Raw genomic sequence first — 18,398 nt, 5'->3', positions numbered from 1 at the left:
TACAGAGATTTCGACAATATATTTTTTATTGCCAAAATATAGCATAGACCAATGCGAGGCCTCTTATTCTCCAAAGTATGTATAAAATACCACTGGCAGTTCTTACGGGTATGCCAAGCGAGTTCTACTTTATTGTGTGTGATAAATCTGCAGCCAATCTTTGCTTGCAAAGGTAAGTTTTTTTGTTGTTAAAATCTCCCCTGAAGTTCTGACATGCCTTACAGCAATTCCTCAAATGATGGTTTATTCCATAACTCATGGATCTCTTCATCGCTTCATACTCTGCTCTCCATGCATCAAAAAGGTTTCTATGGGGATAAGCTGGAGTCGTTTGCATACATCAGGCGTATAGTCTACATCCCGCATAGAAGTATAAATACCCCGAAGGTGGCAGATAGATTCCCATAAGATATCATCTATGACAGCTTTCCTTGCGAAATCCTTATTCATCATGGAGTACAAGTCGTAAAGGTGTCGGCTTTGCGTTCAGTTATCATTCCATGTCCTGGAACAGAAACTATCTCGTGAAGCAGGAATATCTTTTCAAGAAATATATTTGCAGGAATAACTGTATAAACGACACTGTCTGCCAATGGCATAAAAGGAAGGTTCTCACCAAGGACTCTTTTGATTTATATATGTTTTGTTGGTTCAAGCAAAGAACGTGAGCTGACTTCTAAAACAACATCAAAGCGAAGATACATAAGTGTCTTGTCAAAGACAGATCTTGTAGTGAAGATAGATTTGGCATAGTTCTGGATAGGCGTTGTCACTTTTTCCATTGGGCTGAGCATTGACCATAACGAATGGATGCAATCCTTCCTTGTTTCATCTCTTCACAAAGTAATGGGTCAGTTCCTCCGAAAATAAAGAGCAATGTTACGTTTATTAATTTCTAGATTTGCTTTTTTGGTAAGGTCTGCTTCTGGTACTCCAGGAAGAACTGGCTCCACCGAAATATCTATATCTTTCGAGAACCGACATATGAGTTTCCAGTCTTTGCTAATACTTCTACCACACTTGAAAACAATATGCTTGACAATAGACTGTGTAAAGACCGCCTGCAGGATTGCGGTTACCCAAAAATCTTTCTCAATCACTTGGGCAGTCAGTCCTGCCTTATGTGCAAATGATTCATAGACATTTTTTCGCTGTGAATCTGATAAATCCAAAAACTTATTCATACAAGTTTATTATAAACTCCCTTACCTTTGAAGTCATAAGTTTAGGATCTGCCACCTGAGAAGGAGGGAATGCTCATTCAACCTTGCCTTAATTAGTCGACCCTCAAAAATGCTATCTCGCCTTTTTGAGGGTCGACTATATAATATTTTGTGTAAAAAAAAGAAAAACATATAATGAATTGCAACACGTAGAGTCTACCAACAAGTTTTGCACTTCGCTTTTGAATCTACAATATTATTCTTGAAAAAACTAAAAAAGGCTGGGCAAATACTTAAAAAGTCAAGAGAAGGTACTCGAACTAACTTAATTCGAATAAAGAGCTTTAAGTATTTCTACAATACCTATTATAATCTTTGTAAAAAGAAATTTATATTTGATTCACTTGTCGTAACGATAATTTTACCCACTTTTAGGTATTGTCCACTTTTTAGCTTATGTGTAAGTTTGCAAAACAAATATTAAACTTTATAAAAAAAAGCATTCGTTAGGACGGTGAAAAGACTCTTAATGGCATTTTTGGCATGTATATTTTTCAGTCAGATACAAGCACAGATACTGTGTAAGGTATTGGAAAAAGACACAAACGAACCCATTATCGGTGCAACAGTTATGATAGTCGGGACGAAGAAAATCATTGCTGTAGCCGATCAGAACGGTTGCTTCGTACTGTCTGAAGGCTTCAACAAACCTGTCAGGATTTCATGTCTCGGTTACAAGAGCATACAAGTTACACCAAAAACATCAAATATTTATTATCTTTCCTCAAGTATAAACAGTTTGCAGGAAGTCGTTGTTACTGCTCAGGAGGGACACGGACTATCAAGTGCTTCAACCATCAGTAAGCAGGCTATGGAGCATTTGCAGCCCTCGAGTTTTGCCGACTTGCTGGAACTTTTGCCCGGTGGAAGAGCCCATGATCCACACCTGAATGTGCCCAATACTATCAAACTGCGCGAAGTGCCGATAGGGAGCAACCAGTACAACACCACTTCATTAGGTACACGCTTTGTCATTGATGGTGCTCCAGTGAGTGTCAATGGCAATATGCAGTATCTTTCTGGAGCCGTGGACCGCACGTCTGGCAAGCGAAACTTTGTCAATGCAGGTGTGGACATGCGCGCCATATCAACCGATGATATACAGGAAGTTACCATCATACGCGGTATCCCTTCCGTGCAGTACGGTGACCTTACAAGCGGTCTTGTGAAAGTGAAGCGACGCAAGGGAGGGAATGACATATCGGCAAGGTTCAAGGCTGATATGGATACAAAACTTTTCTATCTCTCCAAAGCATTTGAATGGCAAAAGAAGAAACTCTCGCTCAATCTTAGCGCAGACTATCTGAACAATAAAGCAGAACCGAGAAATCTTCTTGAAACCTACCAACGCATCACCCTCTCGGCACGTCTTAACAAGCGGTGGCATACGGAAGCGATGGACTTTAATGGTTCGTTCAATATTGATTATGGCGGTTCATTCGACAACGACAAGGTGGATCCCGAGTTCAATCATGGCGGAATAGACAAATACAAATCCAAGTACAACCGATATGCCACGAATCTTTCCTTCAATATGGAGACTAACAACGAGCGGTTATTCTTCAAGAAGGCTGAACTTTCGGCAGCGTTCTCCTACGAGAGAAATCTCTTGGAGCGTACAAGGCTTGTGCAATTGGACGGCGACACGCCAGCTGCCATGACCATGACGGAAGGAGAAAGCGATGCCGTGCTGATTACGCCTTACAGATACACGGCGACACACACGGTAGACGGAAAGCCCATCAGCCTGTATCTGAAAGCAAACGCCACTTTCAGCGTTCCCATCAAGGGATTGTCTAACACACTGCTGGCGGGTATCGACTACCAAATGGACCGTAATCTCGGCGAGGGGCAAGTCTATGACCGGCTGCATCCTGTTTACACGGGTGCTTCGTTCCGTCCACGCCGATATGCCGACATCCCCGCATCACAGATGTTGGCAGCCTACGCCGAAGAACGGCTCAGCATGGGAATTGGCAGCAACAAGCTCGACATAGAAGCCGGCGTGAGAGCCGAAACCATGCCAGGTATAAGCAAGCGTTTTGCTACCTATGGAAAAATCAACGCAGACCCACGCCTTAATGTGGGGTGGACTTTCCCATCGTTCAGGCTCGGAAAAGATAGAATGACTATCAATCTTACCGGGGGTATTGGCTGGCACAGCATGTTTCCCACCATAGACCTGCTCTATCCCGAACTTGCCTATATGGATATTGTAGAGTTGAATTATTACCACGAGAAGCCGGAATATCGCAGAATGTATCTTCAGACTTATGTCGTCAATCCTACCAATAAAGACCTTAAGGCTGCTCGTAACCTTAAATGGGAGGTAAAAGGCGACATTGACTGGGCAGGAAATCGTCTCACTATGACCTATTTCGTAGAGGATATGAAGTCTGGATTTCGTTCCATGAGCGTCTATGCTCCCTACGCTTACAAGGAGTTCGACCCATCGGGCATCGATCCTGACGCACTTACCGACCGCCCTGACATCAAGACGCTGCCCTATCAGGTCAAGAATGTAATGCGTGCTTACGAACATTCGTCCAACGGAAGCCGTACCTACAAAAGGGGATTGGAATGGATGCTCTCCACAGTTCGCTTTCCCGTCATTAACACCCGACTGACCATCAGTGGTGCATGGTTCCGAACCGAGTACCACAATTCGCTGCCCATCATGTACAAACCTACCAAGATGATTGGTGGAGAACCGTTGGAAATCGTTGGAATATACAAAGACGACGATGGATTCATCCGGGAAATGGTTAATACCAACTTCACTTTCGACACCACTATTCCTAAACTGAAGTTAGGATTCTCACTGTCGGCTCAGTGTGTGTGGATGACAGCCGAACAATCCATGTACAAAGAAAACATTCCGCTGAAATACATGGACACAAACGGAACAATACATCCCTATACGGAAGCTGACACGCACGACCTTCATTTGCAGCATCTCGTGCGGACCTATACCGATGGAATGTTTCTCCGCCAGACCGTTCCTTTCTGCATGGATTTGAACCTCAAGGCAACCAAAAAGCTTTTCAAGGACAAGCTCATGGTTGCGCTCTTCGTGAATAAACTTTGGGACGTGTATCCTGATTACGAACGCAGCGACTTCGTTATCCGACGATATGTTACCCCGTATTTTGGATTGGAAATGAACGTAAGACTGTAGATACAAGCGAGGGTACACTCTGTGTATGCCGTAGAAACTTTAACACATTTAAGACAATGAAATGCTTATTTTATTTGATAACCGTCCTCATGTTATCTTTCCTTGTTGGAAGTTGCGGACAGAAAGAGGATGACTACTACACACAGGCAGCCGTTACGCTGCAGGTGCCCGATACGATTGTACCATTGAAAATACAAGGAACGGTCATTCTCAAAAACCTGTCTAACGGACGCAGTTACAGCATATCCAAATTCAGAGAAACCACTGTCACTATCGAAGTGTTGCGCGGCTCCTATATGCTTGATGCCGAAGGTACATTACGTTGTAGAATGCCCGATGGAAAGGAACAAGTGAAATACTACAGGGCTTCGGAGAACTATATAGAAATTATCGATCACCCCGTGCAGATAAACACGAAAATTATTTTTATGTAAGAGATGAACGGAAAATTACTGATAACAGCCTGCTGCAGTCTGTTGTTTTCGTCGACAATAGCGCAGGTGCAGGATACAACAGCAACAGCCGAACACCAAAACAGATGGAAACATGTTTTGGGAGACTTCCGAAGCAATCCCACTTTCATGCACGATGCCTACAACACCTCAATGACGCAGATGTGCATGAGTGTCAGATACAAGAAAGCCAATCGTCCATTTCAAGCCGAAACTGGCGACGGACACATATTGGGTAATGTCGCCGTAGACTCCTATCTTCGACTTAATCCAAACAATACCGTGTGGGGCGGAGCCTCCTATCGAACAGGCAAAAAGTACAATATTTATTTCAATTCCACATCCGACTACGACATGCTCTATCCCTATGTCATGGCAGACACTATCGGTGGAAACATGGAAAACGAACGATATGCCTTCAACGGAGGCTATGCCGTGAAGATAAAACGATGGACTTTCGGTGCTGAGCTCAAATTCAGGGCGGAACACGAATATCGAACCATAGACCCCCGTCCGCGTGGCATTGCCACCGACCTGCTCCTCCGCGTTGGACTTGCCCACACGCTCGGACATTACGAGATTGGAGCAGGTCTGGGCATGAAAACCTACAAGCAGACTAATAACGTGGACTTCTACAATCCGTTAGGAGTGATTCCCGAGTTCCACATGACAGGGTTGGGGACTGACTATGTGCGCTTTGCAGGAGCAGTCCGTTCTTCCTACTACAAAGGAACGGGAGCGATTGCCGACCTGCAATTGTCACCTTTTCAGTCCAGCGGAGCGTATGTTTCCATCGAAGGCTGTTTTATGCCCTATGATAAAATCCTCACCGAATTGAATGCACTCCCCATCAGTCGATTGGAGGTCGGAACAACCTCCGTGCAGGCTGGTTGGAAACACGAGGGAGAGTTCCGATGGGCTGCCTTCTCTGGCTGGAACATGGAAAACAGAAGAGGCAACGAACACATTGCCGGAAGTTCATCAAGCACCGAATACAAATCGCTTATCACACTCTCCATGTTCCGAAGTCGCAAGACGGATTACCATATCGGCGGGGCATTCGGCATGGGACGCATGTCCCGGTTTATGCTACTCACAAAGTTGGGGTGGATTGACGAGCGTTCGGAATATACAGACCTGAAGCGCGAAATAGCTTTCACGAAAACCTTTGGCAGTTTGGGGTGGCAATGGCTATGGCGCAGCGGAAAGCAATGGCTGTTGGAATGGAGCGGCGATGCTGCCTACTACCATAATCGTTCCAAGCGGATTGTCATGCCCTATGCCGTCATGGACAAGAAGATAACACAGTTGGTAAACGACACCTACGCTGCCAAGACCGCTCATCTTTGGTCATTGGGAACACAATATGCCGTCTATCATCACCCGAGGCAATGGAAAGGAGTAGGTCTGTTTCTCCAGGCAGCTTTTGCCTACAGCCATACAACTTTGATTCATCAGGTGGAAGCAGACGCGTCCGTCGGTGTGCTCTTCTGACTATAAAATACTTAGAACAATGAACAAAACTAACAAATAAACACATAGAATATGAATAAAAGTATTTTCAGACACAAATTGTACAGGAACTTTGCCGCCCTTGCGGTATTCTGCATAGCGGTATCTTCCTGCAACGAGTACAAAGAAGACGGTACGGAAACACGAACTGTCAGCCACCGCCTCTCTCTCAACATGCCGCTCAATATCAAGGATGCAACACTGACTGAAGGAACGGCGGTGCTGACCAATATCCGAACCCGAGAGCAATACAACATCGAAAGTTTCACTCCGTCAGACAAAGGGTTCATAGCCGACATATCGCTACCAGAAGGCAATTACAACATCGCCGTGAAAGGCACCATCAGCTATCAGCTCAACAAGCAGAGCATCGAAGCTAAGGTCAAGGCAAACCATGAAAACGTCGCCATTGGTGAGGTGGAACAAAAGACAACGACGGATATAGCCCTAAACGTCTATTCAGCACAGGAGGGATTTGTCATATCCGAAATATTCTTCACCGGCACGACAACGCCCGACGGATTCATGTACACTGACGACCAATACATAAAAATTGGCAACAACAGCGACACGACAATGTATGCCGACGGTATTGCTTTCATCGAGTCGTTCTTCACCAGTGACGACAAGCACGACTATCAGCCCAACATCATGGACGAAGCAATGACCATCGTGGCCATCTACGTTGTGCCAGGAACAGGGCGCGACGTGCCTGTCCAGCCGGGCGAAGAGCTCCTCATTGCACTAACAGCTATCGACCACCGCCCCATCAACCCCAACTCCTTCGACCTGAGCAGGGCTGATTTTGAAATCTACGACAAATGCTCACACCCCGAAGGCGATCAGGACAATCCGAAGGTACCCAATCTCGTGAACTGGTATGCTAACTTCGAGGGAACTTTTGTCATGCACACACGTGGCGTAAAGAGTTATGCACTGGCACGCCCAATGGTGGATATGAAAACATACATGACGAAGTTTCGCTACAAATTTGGCTACATCTTCCGACAGGGCGATTTCGTCGTGCCTATGGACGAACGTGAATACTTCATGCCAAACTCATGGATTATCGATGCCGTTAACCTTGCCGTACCCACTGTACACGAGTGGAATCTCGTTTCGCCGACACTCGACAAGGGCTTTACCTACTGCGGCCATGTGGATTTCGACGAGACACGCTACAACAAGTCTGTCATACGAAAGAAGGAAGGCCGCAAATGGATAGACACCAACAACTCTACAGAAGACTTCCTGCCCAATGCCGTACCTTCCTGCCTGAGGAAGCCGTAAGCAATGTTTGAGAAAATGACTAACCACAAAGGCAGCAACAGTAGACGCTGCTTGAATGACAATGAAACATAAGAAAGAGATATAGACAACAATGAAACAAATTCTCACCATCGTTGCAGCCTTTATTGCCTGCAACCTCTGTGCACAGGAAAGCCTCATTGAGACGGACAAGACCATCCGCAAAGGCGTACTGTCGAACGGAATGACCTATTACATTCGCCACAACAACCAGACAAAGGGAGTGGCAGAGTTCTACATTGCCCAGAAAGTGGGTTCCATTCTCGAAGAGCCTAGACAACGAGGACTGGCTCACTTCCTCGAACACATGGCCTTCAATGGCACACGCCACTTTCCCGGTGACTCCATTCAGCCCGGCATCGTCAAGTGGTGCGAGAGCGTCGGTATCAAATTCGGCACCAACCTCAACGCCTACACCAGTGTGGACCAAACAGTTTACAACATATCCGCAGTGCCTGTAGGAAGAGAGGGAGTGATAGACTCCTGCCTGCTCATACTCCACGACTGGAGCCACGACCTGCTTCTCACTGACCGTGAGATTGACAAGGAACGTGGGGTTATCGAGGAAGAATGGCGTTCAAGGCGCACGGGAATGGCAATGCAGCGACTTGCCGAGCAGTCCATGCCAGTCATCTATGCTGGCACCAAATACGCCGACTGTATGCCCATTGGCAACATGGACATCGTAAGAAACTTCCCATATAAAGACCTGCGCGACTACTACCACCGCTGGTACCGACCCGACTTGCAGGCAATTATCGTCATCGGCGATATTGACGAAGACCAAATCGAAGCGAAAATTAAAGCACTCTTCAGTCCCATTCCCATGCCGAAGAACCCTGCCCCGCGCATCTATTATCCTGTCGGTGACAACCAACGAATGATAGTCTACACCGCAACCGACAAAGAACAACCCACCGTGAACTTTACCCTCTATATGAAACGGGACATCACTCCGAAAGAACAGCGAAACACACTCCGCAACTATGCCGATGACTACAAGACAAGTATCCTCCGCATGGCTATCAACGACCGCTTGGAAGAGCTGACCAGAGCCGCCAACACACCTTTCATATCGGCATCCGTGCGCGACGGTAACTTCTTCATGTCGACCACGAAGGATGTTTTTGAACTATCGGGCGTGTTCAAGGAGGGAAAAGTAGCCGAAGGTATCAGAATGCTTGTAGGAGAGGTGGAACGTACGCGTGCCAACGGTATCACCGAGCAGGAACTCAAACGGGGGAAAGCCGAAATGCTCTCCTATGCCGAAAGTGGCTACAACGATCGCGACAACCGCCGCAACGGCGACTTTGTGGAGGCATGCGTGGAAAACTTCCTCGAAGCAGCCCCCATCATCGCTCCCGAAAAGGAACTCGAAATCGTCAGACAGCTGGATGCCACCGTTACACTTGCCGATATCAATGCGCTGGCAAAGGAAATCATCACCAACAAAAATCAGGTGGTAACGCTATTCGGTCCGGAAAAAGACAGCTTCACGATGCCCTCGAAGTCAACCATCGAAAAAACAATATTGAAAGCACAGACAGAACGGTATGCGCCTTATGTGGAGAAAGAATTGTCCGACAGGCTCATCGACACGCTCCCCACGCCGGGCAGCATTGTCTCCGAACGCAGTTACAAATACGGCTACACCGAGCTGACGCTCTCCAACGGAATGCACGTCTATGTGCGACCGACCGACTTTGAGGCCGACGAGGTGAACCTCAAGCTCTTTAGCATGGGCGGAAAGAGCCACTACCCCGACGAGGATATGCCCAACCTGACCTACCTGATGTCGGGAGCAACCATTGGCGGCGTTGGGCAGTACGACAACCTTACATTGGAAAAGATGCTGGCAGGAAAGACCGCATCCGTCAGTCCCTTCATAGACGACGAGACAGAAGGTATGAAAGGAAGCTCTAACGTAAAGGATATCCAGACACTCCTCGAACTGATACACCTATATTTCACACAACCCAGAAAAGACCCTGAAGCATTCCGCAACCTCATGGAGCAACAGGACGAATTTCTAACCAACTCTCACGTCAATCCGATGATTGCCTACAACGACACCCTGCACAAAGTGGCATACGCTACTGACCGATTAGAGTCTATGAATAAAAAACTCCTGAAAAAGGTCAGTTACGACCGCATCATGCAAATCTATAAGGAACGCTTTGCCAACGCTGCCGATTTCAAGCTCATACTGACGGGCAACATCGACCTCGAACGCCTCCGCCCCTTGCTCTGCCTATACATGGCAACTCTTCCTGCCAACGACACCTTTGAACAAGTGGGAACACACGGTGCAAAGCTCATCGACGGAGAAAAAATCCACATCTTCACCAAAGAGCAGACCACGCCGTCAGCCATCACCACCATCGTCATTAAAGGCAAGATGGAATACAACAACCGTAACGATCTGCTCATGGACGCTATCGGGCAGCTCCTGCGCATCGTCTATACCGACAAGGTGCGCGAGGAGAAAGGCGGCGTCTATGACGTACAGGTATCCGGAAGCCTACAGCACCATCCCTATGATGAAGCCATGCTGCGTATAGCTTTCCAAACCGACCCGCAGAAATATAAAGAACTCATTCCCATCATCTACGAGCAACTTCACAAGATGGCGGACGAAGGACCCACACAGGAAGACCTCGACAAGGTGAAAACCTACGAGTTGAAAGTGTACAATCAGGTACAGCGTATGAACAACTACTGGGAATACGTCGTCTACAACGACCTCTTCAACGGAATAGACGTAGACACCAACTTCCGATCCATCGTCGAAAGCATGACCAGCGAAGAAATCCGCAACACCCTTCGGCAACTTCTCAATCAAAAAAACTGCATCGAAGTAACAATGACACAAAAACCAAACACAAGGTAAAGAAAAAAGCACTCACGGAACAGTAGTCCCTAAAAAACTCGCCAGCTTTTCCTCGAAAACTCGCGAGCCTTTTAGGGACTGTTCCGTAACATTTTTCAAAAAACCAATTATTGCCCCTAATACAAGCAGCTTACACAACAAGATTTTGGATGGCTTAACGGTTTCCAACCCACACAAATTAAAAAACGGGAAGCCAGATTTTTTGTTATAAAAGACTCTACATTCTATTTTTAATGTTGCATATAAGGACACAAAAATCCTGATTTGTAAATTTAGATAAAAATTTTTAACTACACAAATAGACATTTGACTTTACAAACAAATGCTGTAAAACAGCACAAGAGATTTCTCTCTATCTAACTAAATCATAGAAGTAATAATACGACTTTATAGCGCTTCGTGTGGGTAAGATGAGAAATTTTAGATATATTTGGTGTGGTATTGGGGTTACGATTATATACTTTGTGGTGTGGAGCTTGAAACCGATTTACCTACCCGAAACGTTATAGATCCCTCCTACTCCTGTTAATTTTATTTTCATCTTCCCAGACATGGAAAAAATGTTTTGCCTTTGTTGAGTTTAATTCTTCATCATCAATCCTGTCGTCTACTCCAACTTCCATCCTCGGATTCTCACTTGGCGAAGTTGCTGCCAGTACAGGTTCGCCCATTTCAAAAATCGTAATTTTTGGTGCTATATATTTCTTCTTTATCTGATTATTTATTTCTATTTTTTTTGTTTCCATCTTTTTACATTTTAAGAATTAAAATTTAAATACAGGACGTATAAAACAGCCTCCTAATGCAGTACGGTGCCATTGTAAGTATTGCTTACCCTTAATATCATATAACCACAAAAATGATGAGTTCGAATTCTCGGAAACATTAATCCAATAACGGGATGGTTGCCAATCGTAATACGGTGGTAGGTATCCTATAAAACAATCATGATAAACCTCGTCTTCACCATACCGTTCTGTTGATTCCATAAAATCATTAAGTCTTCCATAGTCCCACGGTTGGGTTGTATAATGTGGTTTATTACTATATTTAGTACCACCTAAAGCATCAAATATTAAATCAAAGTCTTTGAATCTTGGCACATACCATTGGGTCCAAGATGGCGCTACCTTCTGATATTCAGAAAGATATGTGTCTACTTTCTCCAATTCTTTTATTAAAAACAAGTTGGTTCTGTCCGGGCTTTTTAGATTTCGCAAAGACATGGCAAGTCCATGTTTTCTATAAGGTGCAGGGCCATTACCATTATCACTTATATATGCAATCATGGCAACAGGTTTCTCACCTGCATTGTCTGCTTCCTCACAAGTGGAGAAAATATTGCCAGCATCGGATATTACCCAACCAAGTTTAGGCTCTTGGAGTGTTGTATTTTGGTCTGGGTAGCCAATAAAGTCATCCATAATAGTAATCGTGTATTTATATCTTTTTCCTGCTTTCAAATCAGCTTTGAAAGGAAAATAAGTAATGCCATAACTATTGCAGTCGCCAACAACATATTGACCTGTGCTATGGTCATAAATTTTACATTTCATCCATACATAGGAATAAATGTTTTGTGCGTCATTCTCATCAATAGCCTTATTAATGTCTGCAATTCTAACGCCTGACTTGGGATTCCACGGTTGATGATTAAACGGAACTAAAAAAATGTCTTTGCTGGCATTAAGATATGATTTATCTGCTTTTTCAAAGTTGTCTATATCAAATGAATATTCGCCAAGTCCTAAATAATCCCTTGCCATGCGTGTTTGAACCACCCCATTTCCCAACATTGTAAACTCTGCTTCATGATACACCCCCTTTAAGCCGATTTGCTTGATGTCCATGATTTCAAGATTGTTTGACATATTGGAAATTCCAAACTTGATTTGTGAAAGGAGGTGATGGAATTGTAATTTTACGGTACCATGATTGGCTTGTTTATATTCATCAGATTCGAAAGCTGCCATATAATCCTCGTTTCCCCCCGAATATACACCAAGGCTTACCTCGTGGTTGCTCCATACATCTATTTCCGGTCTGCTTCCAAAATTATTGGGAGAGTTGACCGCAACAAAATGCAGGGATTCATTTTCTAACCATCTCTTTCTCTTATTCTCGTCTTTATATGAGAATATGCCATTACCTTGATTGACTATTTCTACATTATCCATATATGGTTCTTCTTCTCCTGGGTCGTCAAGGAACGCATACACATAAAAGTTTTTCAACTTCTTGACATAGTTTTGAGAGTCAAACGCTGTACGCGTATGAGTTTGATTGTTCTCTACAACAGAAAAGTTGATAAAGTCAGAAGGAGATGCTACATTGGATGCAACTTGTTCTTCATCAGAACAAGATACCACCCCCAAAAGGATAAAGACTAACAACACCACAGCAGGTGAATTTGATAATTTTCGTAATTTCATAAGTTTCTTTTTTTTGTTATTGAATTGTCATAACGATTAAAGTTTGATTGAGTGAAAGGGAGAGATCGTTCTTCCTCACTCCTCTCTTCTTTGTAACATTTTATCTATCTCACCCCTAAGGAAAAGCAATCGACCATTAGCCTTGAGATAGGGAATTTTCCCTGCCCACACCCAGTTGTAGATGGTCTTTTGTTCCACTTTGAGTATCTTAGACACATCTATGATATCCAAATATTCGGGTTTCAATGGTGGATGGACTGTCGTATCGACGGATTGCTCTTGCAGGACAAGCAGACGGTCGAGTTTGTCCTCGACATTCATGAGCTTATCGAACAGGCGTTTTTGCCAAGTGTCTTCTGCATTATAGTTTATGTACGGCATAATTCTCCTTTTTGATAGTTGCCATTGATATCCTGTGCCAAGATATGCTGTTCTTTCATGTAGGCGATGTACTTCTTTGCGGTTCTATCCTTTATTTCCATTTCTCGCATCAGAACATCACAAAGTTCCTGATAGGTGAGTTTGAAAGAATTTCGGAAGGCTTCTCTTATAACGCCAACGAGTTCATCGGTTTTGCGCTTTTCCTTATCCTCCTTGGACTTCTCACCACGATAGACGTGCATATCCTCCGCCTTGTCCCATCCAAAAAGCATCATCGGCACATCCAATGGACTGCCGTCACGGACTTTCAGAGCTTTCACCACAGAGTATTCAGGATTATCATCTTTCTCTATGGAGAGAATACCAGCAGCTTTGCGCTGCAACTCTGAGCCAATATGCCCACGGAGTTTGATGCCATTCGGCACGAAATGCAGTACGCAGATGATGCAGGTGTTGTAAATTCCTGCCAAGCGGTAAAGCTCATCCACGATGGCAATACTTTCCGTTTCATCGTTGGCAGAGCGTATCAAGTCAGCTATGCCGTCAATCACCACTAGATGGATACCCCCATGCCTGTGGTGGAACAAATCCATACTTTCACGGATAAGTTTCAATCGGTCTTTTCGGGAAAGCGAAGCGAGATACAGAGAATGATAATACTCAGGTACTGCTGCCAGTGAAGCCCGACGAAGTGTCTTGCCTAAATTCTTATGAAGTTGAGCCTCTGACTGTTCCGTATCATAGTGCAGAACTGCCAAGCCTTTGGGATTGGCGGTAACCTCTAATCCCAAGGTTTTCTCTATTGGCAGTTGTTTTTCTCCCAATGTTCCAGCAAGAATAGCTCCGACATAGTTACTCTTGCCCGTACCTTCTCCTCCAGTGATGCAGAATAGATTGTCTTGTGTTCCCAATGGGACACCATTCACAGCCACCACCGATTTGGAAATGTCAGGAGGGTTTTCGTAGTCTATTTCGCAGGAGCGCAACATCATTATTGTTTGTGTGTATAATTCAGAAAGTTTATCCGTAAGCAAAGATTGTAATTCATGCCCCGTCCTCCCCAAGGCAAAGAAGTCAGAGATGTCTTTTTCTCGCTTAATTCCTTGAAGAGGCAACTCCAAGTGTAGTACATTATATTGTGCCAATAGTTCCATCTGTCTCTGTGCTTCACGCAGTCCTGTGTCATCCATATCATAAAGCAGGATGATGTGCCTAAAGCGGAGTTGTAGGCTTTCAATGATATTTTCTGGTATAGAAGCCGTTTCACTGTTGAAACAAATAGCATTGAAATGATGGGCAGAAAGCGACAAGACATCTTTCTCTCCACCTGTGATGAAGAGAATGTCGCCTCTGGTGGGCAATTGCTCAAATCCAAAGACATAATCTTTCAATTTTACGCCTCCGTAAAGAAAGCGCAATTTGCTGTACGGACGATATATCTTTATAAAATCTCCCATGATGTAACAGAATATTGGCTCTTCTTTCGTAGAGCTTAGCGTGAACTGTTTACCTTGACAGGAGATGGCTTCATAACTTCGCAGCGACTTCACGCTGTATTGCGTCAAAGTTCTGTCCGTTATTCCATATCGTAACCAAAAATTCTTTTCTTCTTCATTGAAAGGCTGTTCATGAATCTTAAACCAGCGTTTATTTTCTGGAGTGCCACAAACAGCATTCTTATGTCCTACAGAAAAAGTGCTCTTTGTACAACTTCTACTTTGCTCAGATGCGCCTCTGTTTTCAATAGAAATATTGAGTCCCAAGTCATGTACAATCGTAGCCAGCACCTTTCTAAACTCTGTACGAACATCAAGTCCCATAATTGCGGCAGCAAACCAAAAACAGTCACCAGAATACGCTTCATTACCGAAATCCTTCATGCGATAGCATTGTGATTTTTCGTCAAAGTATATATTGCATGACGCACGCCTGTCATTATACAGAGGATTGCGAAAATTGCGCTTTGGAACGAAATCTATCGGCATGTAAAAATAAAACACTTCCAATCCATGATTGGTTCTTTGTAAAATTTCTTCTTTTAAGTTCATAACTCTTCAAACAAAGTTTGGGGATTATCACCCATATATCCTTTTATAATTCCATCCCTATAGGCATTAAGACGCTGCAAGGCTTCCAGCCGTCGGAACCCCTTAAAAGTTGCACGCCCAGATTTTATAGCAATGTAGACTCCCTTAAAGGGATATACAACATGATTGCTTGATATGTAGCGATAAGGAATCGTGTTATTATCTCGCCATCGTGCAAGGGATGCCTTGGAAATGCCAAGAAGACGAAGAACGTCCGAAGAGCCTAATTCTATCTGTTCCTCCAAAACGGAATAGTCACGTTTAAGCTCCACGATAAACGAAACCACTTGATGCAACTCTTCACGCAATGTTCTGATTTCATCAAAAAGTGAATTATTATTTTCCATTTTCATCTATAGTATTTTGAAGCACTTTTATCAGCCTTTGCAAAAGATCTTCTGTGCAGTCATTACTCTCTTCAAGAACAGAAAAGAACAACTCCAAGTAAGGCAAGAATTGTGACTTTTTAATTTTGAGTATCTCCCTCAACACTATTTTGAGTTCAGCTTCCTCTATCGTATGAAAAAGTCCACTATGGTGTACCTGTGGGTTTGTTACCGATTCGACAAGTCCTGCGGGTAGATGAATGACAAGTGTGTCCCTACCAAACGCAGTTGCACATCGCTCTAAAGAACTTAGGCGTATGTCTTTTCCCAACTTGCAGGTCTTTACAAAATTAGAATACTCAAAACCTCCTAAATTAGCTACCAGCTTTACATTAATACAAGTTGACAACATCATGTCAATGGTTGGTTTTACTATGAAAATTCGTCCTTCCTTATTTGATTTACATTCTTTTTTACGAGCCATATAAAATGAGATCTATGTTTTTAGAATGCAAAGTTCATATGGATTGAGTTTTTATCAGAATATTACAAAACCATTATTTGGCATTATTATACCATTTAGTTATTTTATATAATTACACAATATCATGACCTCAGTGCACGGTGCAAGACCCTTTATATATAAGGGCTTGCACCGTGCACTGAAAATTGTAGCCAAAAATTTTCTAAGATATTTAACATCAAATACTTGGAGAAGGTTCATTTTTTTAGTACTTTTGAACCCAAGATTTGCAAGAGTGCAATTCTATCAGCAGTATCTATGAGTACTCTCAAAATACTCTCTCGTGGCTACAATATGGCTACACGAAAAAAGTTTGAAACGTATAAAATGTTACGATACAAAGAGTTGCAGAGTTTAGTTCATAAACCTCTCTCTCCGCAAATAGGCTTCAAAAGGACTTCACAAAGGTTGTCATTTTAGCCTTCGAAATTTAGCTAATCGTTGTAAAATCAAGGTTTTACAACGATTTTTCTTTGTATATACCTCTATCGCCTGACGGCATTACCCTATGTTTTGACAATCATCATTCGGTCAATTTCTGCTACATAAACTGCTACACAAAAATTGTAGCAATAAAAAATGTAGCAATGACGGGATTTTGAATACCAAATTGAAGGCATCAATTCTTTCTGTTTCAGTATGTTATATATTAACTTTGCAGCCGAGTGCTACACAAAAGAATGATGCATTATGAGAACAAATTTCAAGGTATCCTTCTACCTACGCTCAAACTATGAGAACAAAGAAGGAAAGTCGCCTGTAATGCTCCGAGTATTCCTTAACGGAGAGATGGCTAATTTCGGATCTACGAAAATATTCGTGGACAAGTCGCTGTGGAATAACACGACCAGCAGGCTCAAAGGTCGGACGGCAGAAGCCTTATCCGCTAATGCCGCATTGGACTCCATTTCCACAATGCTGAATAACATTTACCACAAATTCGAGGATGATGAATCCTTGTCATTGGATAAAATCCGCTCATTCTTTGTCGGGAAAGACAGGGAGTACACGACCTTTCTCCCTATATTCGACAAGTTCAACGAAGATGTCAGACAGCGTGTCGGACATACCATCAGCAAGGACAGCCTGCAAAAGTACAGCGTTTTAAGAAGGCATTTCGCAGAATTCCTTATCTATAAGTATGGGAAGAAAGATATTGGACTGGCAGAGTTCACGCCATCCGTAGTACAGGACTTTGAACTGTACCTGAGTACGGCGGCTGGGTGTGCCTATAACACATCGGTCAAGAAATTGAAGGCACTGAAAACCGTGACCATCTATGCGCAAAAGCGTGGCTATCTTCTTCACGACCCATTCCTCAATCATCGTTTCCACTTGGAGCCGGTAAACCGTGGCTTCCTTACGGACGAGGAAATCATGAAGATTGCCAACAAAAAACTGGATATCCACCGCTTAGAACTAGTAAGGGACGTTTTCATCTTTTCATGTTTCACAGGTCTAGCATATATTGATGTTTCAAATCTCACACCAGACAATATCGTAACACTTGATGATAAGCAGTGGATTATGACCAAGAGACAGAAAACAAATGTGGAGACAAATGTTTTATTGCTTGACATTCCCAGGAGTATCATTGCCAAGTACAGTCATAAGACCTATCGGGACGGCAAACTATTTCCCATCCTAACGAATCAGAAAACCAACGCATATTTGAAAGAAATTGCCGACATTTGTGGCATCAAGAAGAATCTGACCTTCCATCTTGCCCGACATACGTTTGCAACCATGTCGCTAAGCAAGGGTGTTCCTATGGAAAGTGTATCGAAGATGTTGGGGCATACCAACATTAAAACTACACAAATTTATGCCCGCATCACCAACAAAAAAGTGGAGCATGACATGGAACAGCTCGCTGACAAACTCGGCAAGTTCAATAAGGCGATGGGCATCTGATAATATAATAAAACGTATAACCCTAAAATAAAAGATTTATGGAAACCAAGAAAGAACTATCTTACTTCCGTCTGAAGTTGGAGAACTATTTGAGTGAGCATTTTCCAGAACTGCTGGGTGACAAACCATTCATAACGGCAAGAGCCGATGAAGCTCTTTCCACCTACTGCGA

Annotated in this window: 14 protein-coding genes; 7 read left to right on the top strand and 7 right to left on the bottom strand. The window is 43.6% G+C overall.

What is annotated here, in order from left to right; genetic code table 11:
• Nucleotides 1-851 precede the first annotated feature (851 nt).
• Nucleotides 852-1,184, bottom strand: a complete 333-nt coding sequence (locus tag HMPREF0645_RS14130; protein ID WP_007173328.1) for a nucleotidyl transferase AbiEii/AbiGii toxin family protein — start codon at nucleotides 1,182-1,184, stop codon at nucleotides 852-854.
• 508 nt (nucleotides 1,185-1,692) lie between these two features.
• Between HMPREF0645_RS14130 and HMPREF0645_RS02825 the strand changes: the two genes are divergently transcribed.
• The 5 genes from HMPREF0645_RS02825 (at nucleotide 1,693) to HMPREF0645_RS02805 (ending at nucleotide 10,563) form a co-directional block, all read left to right on the top strand.
• Nucleotides 1,693-4,401, top strand: coding sequence for a TonB-dependent receptor (locus HMPREF0645_RS02825; RefSeq protein WP_007173327.1), 2,709 nt, complete (start codon nucleotides 1,693-1,695; stop codon nucleotides 4,399-4,401).
• A 56-nt stretch (nucleotides 4,402-4,457) separates the two neighbouring features.
• On the top strand, nucleotides 4,458-4,835 hold the full coding sequence (locus tag HMPREF0645_RS02820; protein WP_007173326.1) for a hypothetical protein: 378 nt from the start codon (nucleotides 4,458-4,460) through the stop codon (nucleotides 4,833-4,835).
• 3 nt (nucleotides 4,836-4,838) lie between these two features.
• A complete protein-coding gene (locus HMPREF0645_RS02815) occupies nucleotides 4,839-6,347 on the top strand; it encodes a DUF6850 family outer membrane beta-barrel protein (protein WP_007173325.1) in 1,509 nt (502 codons plus the stop codon).
• 51 nt (nucleotides 6,348-6,398) lie between these two features.
• Nucleotides 6,399-7,655: a DUF4876 domain-containing protein gene (locus tag HMPREF0645_RS02810; protein ID WP_007173324.1), complete on the top strand. Its 1,257-nt coding sequence runs from the start codon at nucleotides 6,399-6,401 to the stop codon at nucleotides 7,653-7,655.
• A gap of 91 nt (nucleotides 7,656-7,746) precedes the next feature.
• Nucleotides 7,747-10,563 carry a M16 family metallopeptidase gene (locus HMPREF0645_RS02805; RefSeq protein WP_007173323.1) on the top strand — a complete coding sequence of 939 codons (2,817 nt, stop codon included), beginning with the start codon at nucleotides 7,747-7,749 and terminating at the stop codon, nucleotides 10,561-10,563.
• Nucleotides 10,564-11,066: 503 nt separating this feature from the next.
• Here HMPREF0645_RS02805 and HMPREF0645_RS02795 read toward each other — a convergent pair.
• The 6 genes from HMPREF0645_RS02795 to HMPREF0645_RS02770 all read right to left on the bottom strand — a co-directional run bounded on the left by HMPREF0645_RS02795 (nucleotide 11,067) and on the right by HMPREF0645_RS02770 (nucleotide 16,273).
• Nucleotides 11,067-11,309: a hypothetical protein gene (locus HMPREF0645_RS02795; protein ID WP_007173321.1), complete on the bottom strand. Its 243-nt coding sequence runs from the start codon at nucleotides 11,307-11,309 to the stop codon at nucleotides 11,067-11,069.
• A gap of 18 nt (nucleotides 11,310-11,327) precedes the next feature.
• Entirely contained in the window at nucleotides 11,328-12,995 is a 1,668-nt protein-coding gene (locus HMPREF0645_RS02790; protein ID WP_007173320.1) for a fimbrillin family protein, read from the bottom strand.
• A 75-nt stretch (nucleotides 12,996-13,070) separates the two neighbouring features.
• Nucleotides 13,071-13,376 (bottom strand): helix-turn-helix domain-containing protein, encoded by a 306-nt coding sequence (locus tag HMPREF0645_RS02785; RefSeq protein WP_007173319.1) that lies wholly within the window; start codon nucleotides 13,374-13,376, stop codon nucleotides 13,071-13,073.
• On the bottom strand, nucleotides 13,364-15,424 hold the full coding sequence (locus HMPREF0645_RS02780; RefSeq protein WP_007173318.1) for a bifunctional DNA primase/helicase: 2,061 nt from the start codon (nucleotides 15,422-15,424) through the stop codon (nucleotides 13,364-13,366). Before HMPREF0645_RS02780 ends, HMPREF0645_RS02785 begins: the two co-directional genes overlap by 13 nt.
• Entirely contained in the window at nucleotides 15,421-15,816 is a 396-nt protein-coding gene (locus HMPREF0645_RS02775; RefSeq protein ID WP_007173317.1) for a hypothetical protein, read from the bottom strand. The genes HMPREF0645_RS02780 and HMPREF0645_RS02775 overlap by 4 nt, the downstream gene beginning before the upstream one ends.
• On the bottom strand, nucleotides 15,800-16,273 hold the full coding sequence (locus HMPREF0645_RS02770) for a hypothetical protein (protein WP_007173316.1): 474 nt from the start codon (nucleotides 16,271-16,273) through the stop codon (nucleotides 15,800-15,802). The genes HMPREF0645_RS02775 and HMPREF0645_RS02770 overlap by 17 nt, the downstream gene beginning before the upstream one ends.
• A gap of 729 nt (nucleotides 16,274-17,002) precedes the next feature.
• On the opposite strand from HMPREF0645_RS02770, the gene HMPREF0645_RS02765 reads away from it, so the two are divergent.
• Nucleotides 17,003-18,226, top strand: a complete 1,224-nt coding sequence (locus HMPREF0645_RS02765) for a site-specific integrase (protein WP_007173314.1) — start codon at nucleotides 17,003-17,005, stop codon at nucleotides 18,224-18,226.
• Between the two features lie 38 nt (nucleotides 18,227-18,264).
• The coding region (locus tag HMPREF0645_RS13200) for a DUF1896 family protein (RefSeq protein WP_156777844.1) at nucleotides 18,265-18,398 on the top strand (134 nt) is incomplete at its 3' end.

The organism is Hallella bergensis DSM 17361 (genome assembly GCF_000160535.1).
Classification (GTDB): domain Bacteria; phylum Bacteroidota; class Bacteroidia; order Bacteroidales; family Bacteroidaceae; genus Prevotella; species Prevotella bergensis.
The sequence above is the reverse complement of the archived record's forward strand: the minus strand, read 5'-3'. Positions and strand labels throughout refer to the sequence as shown.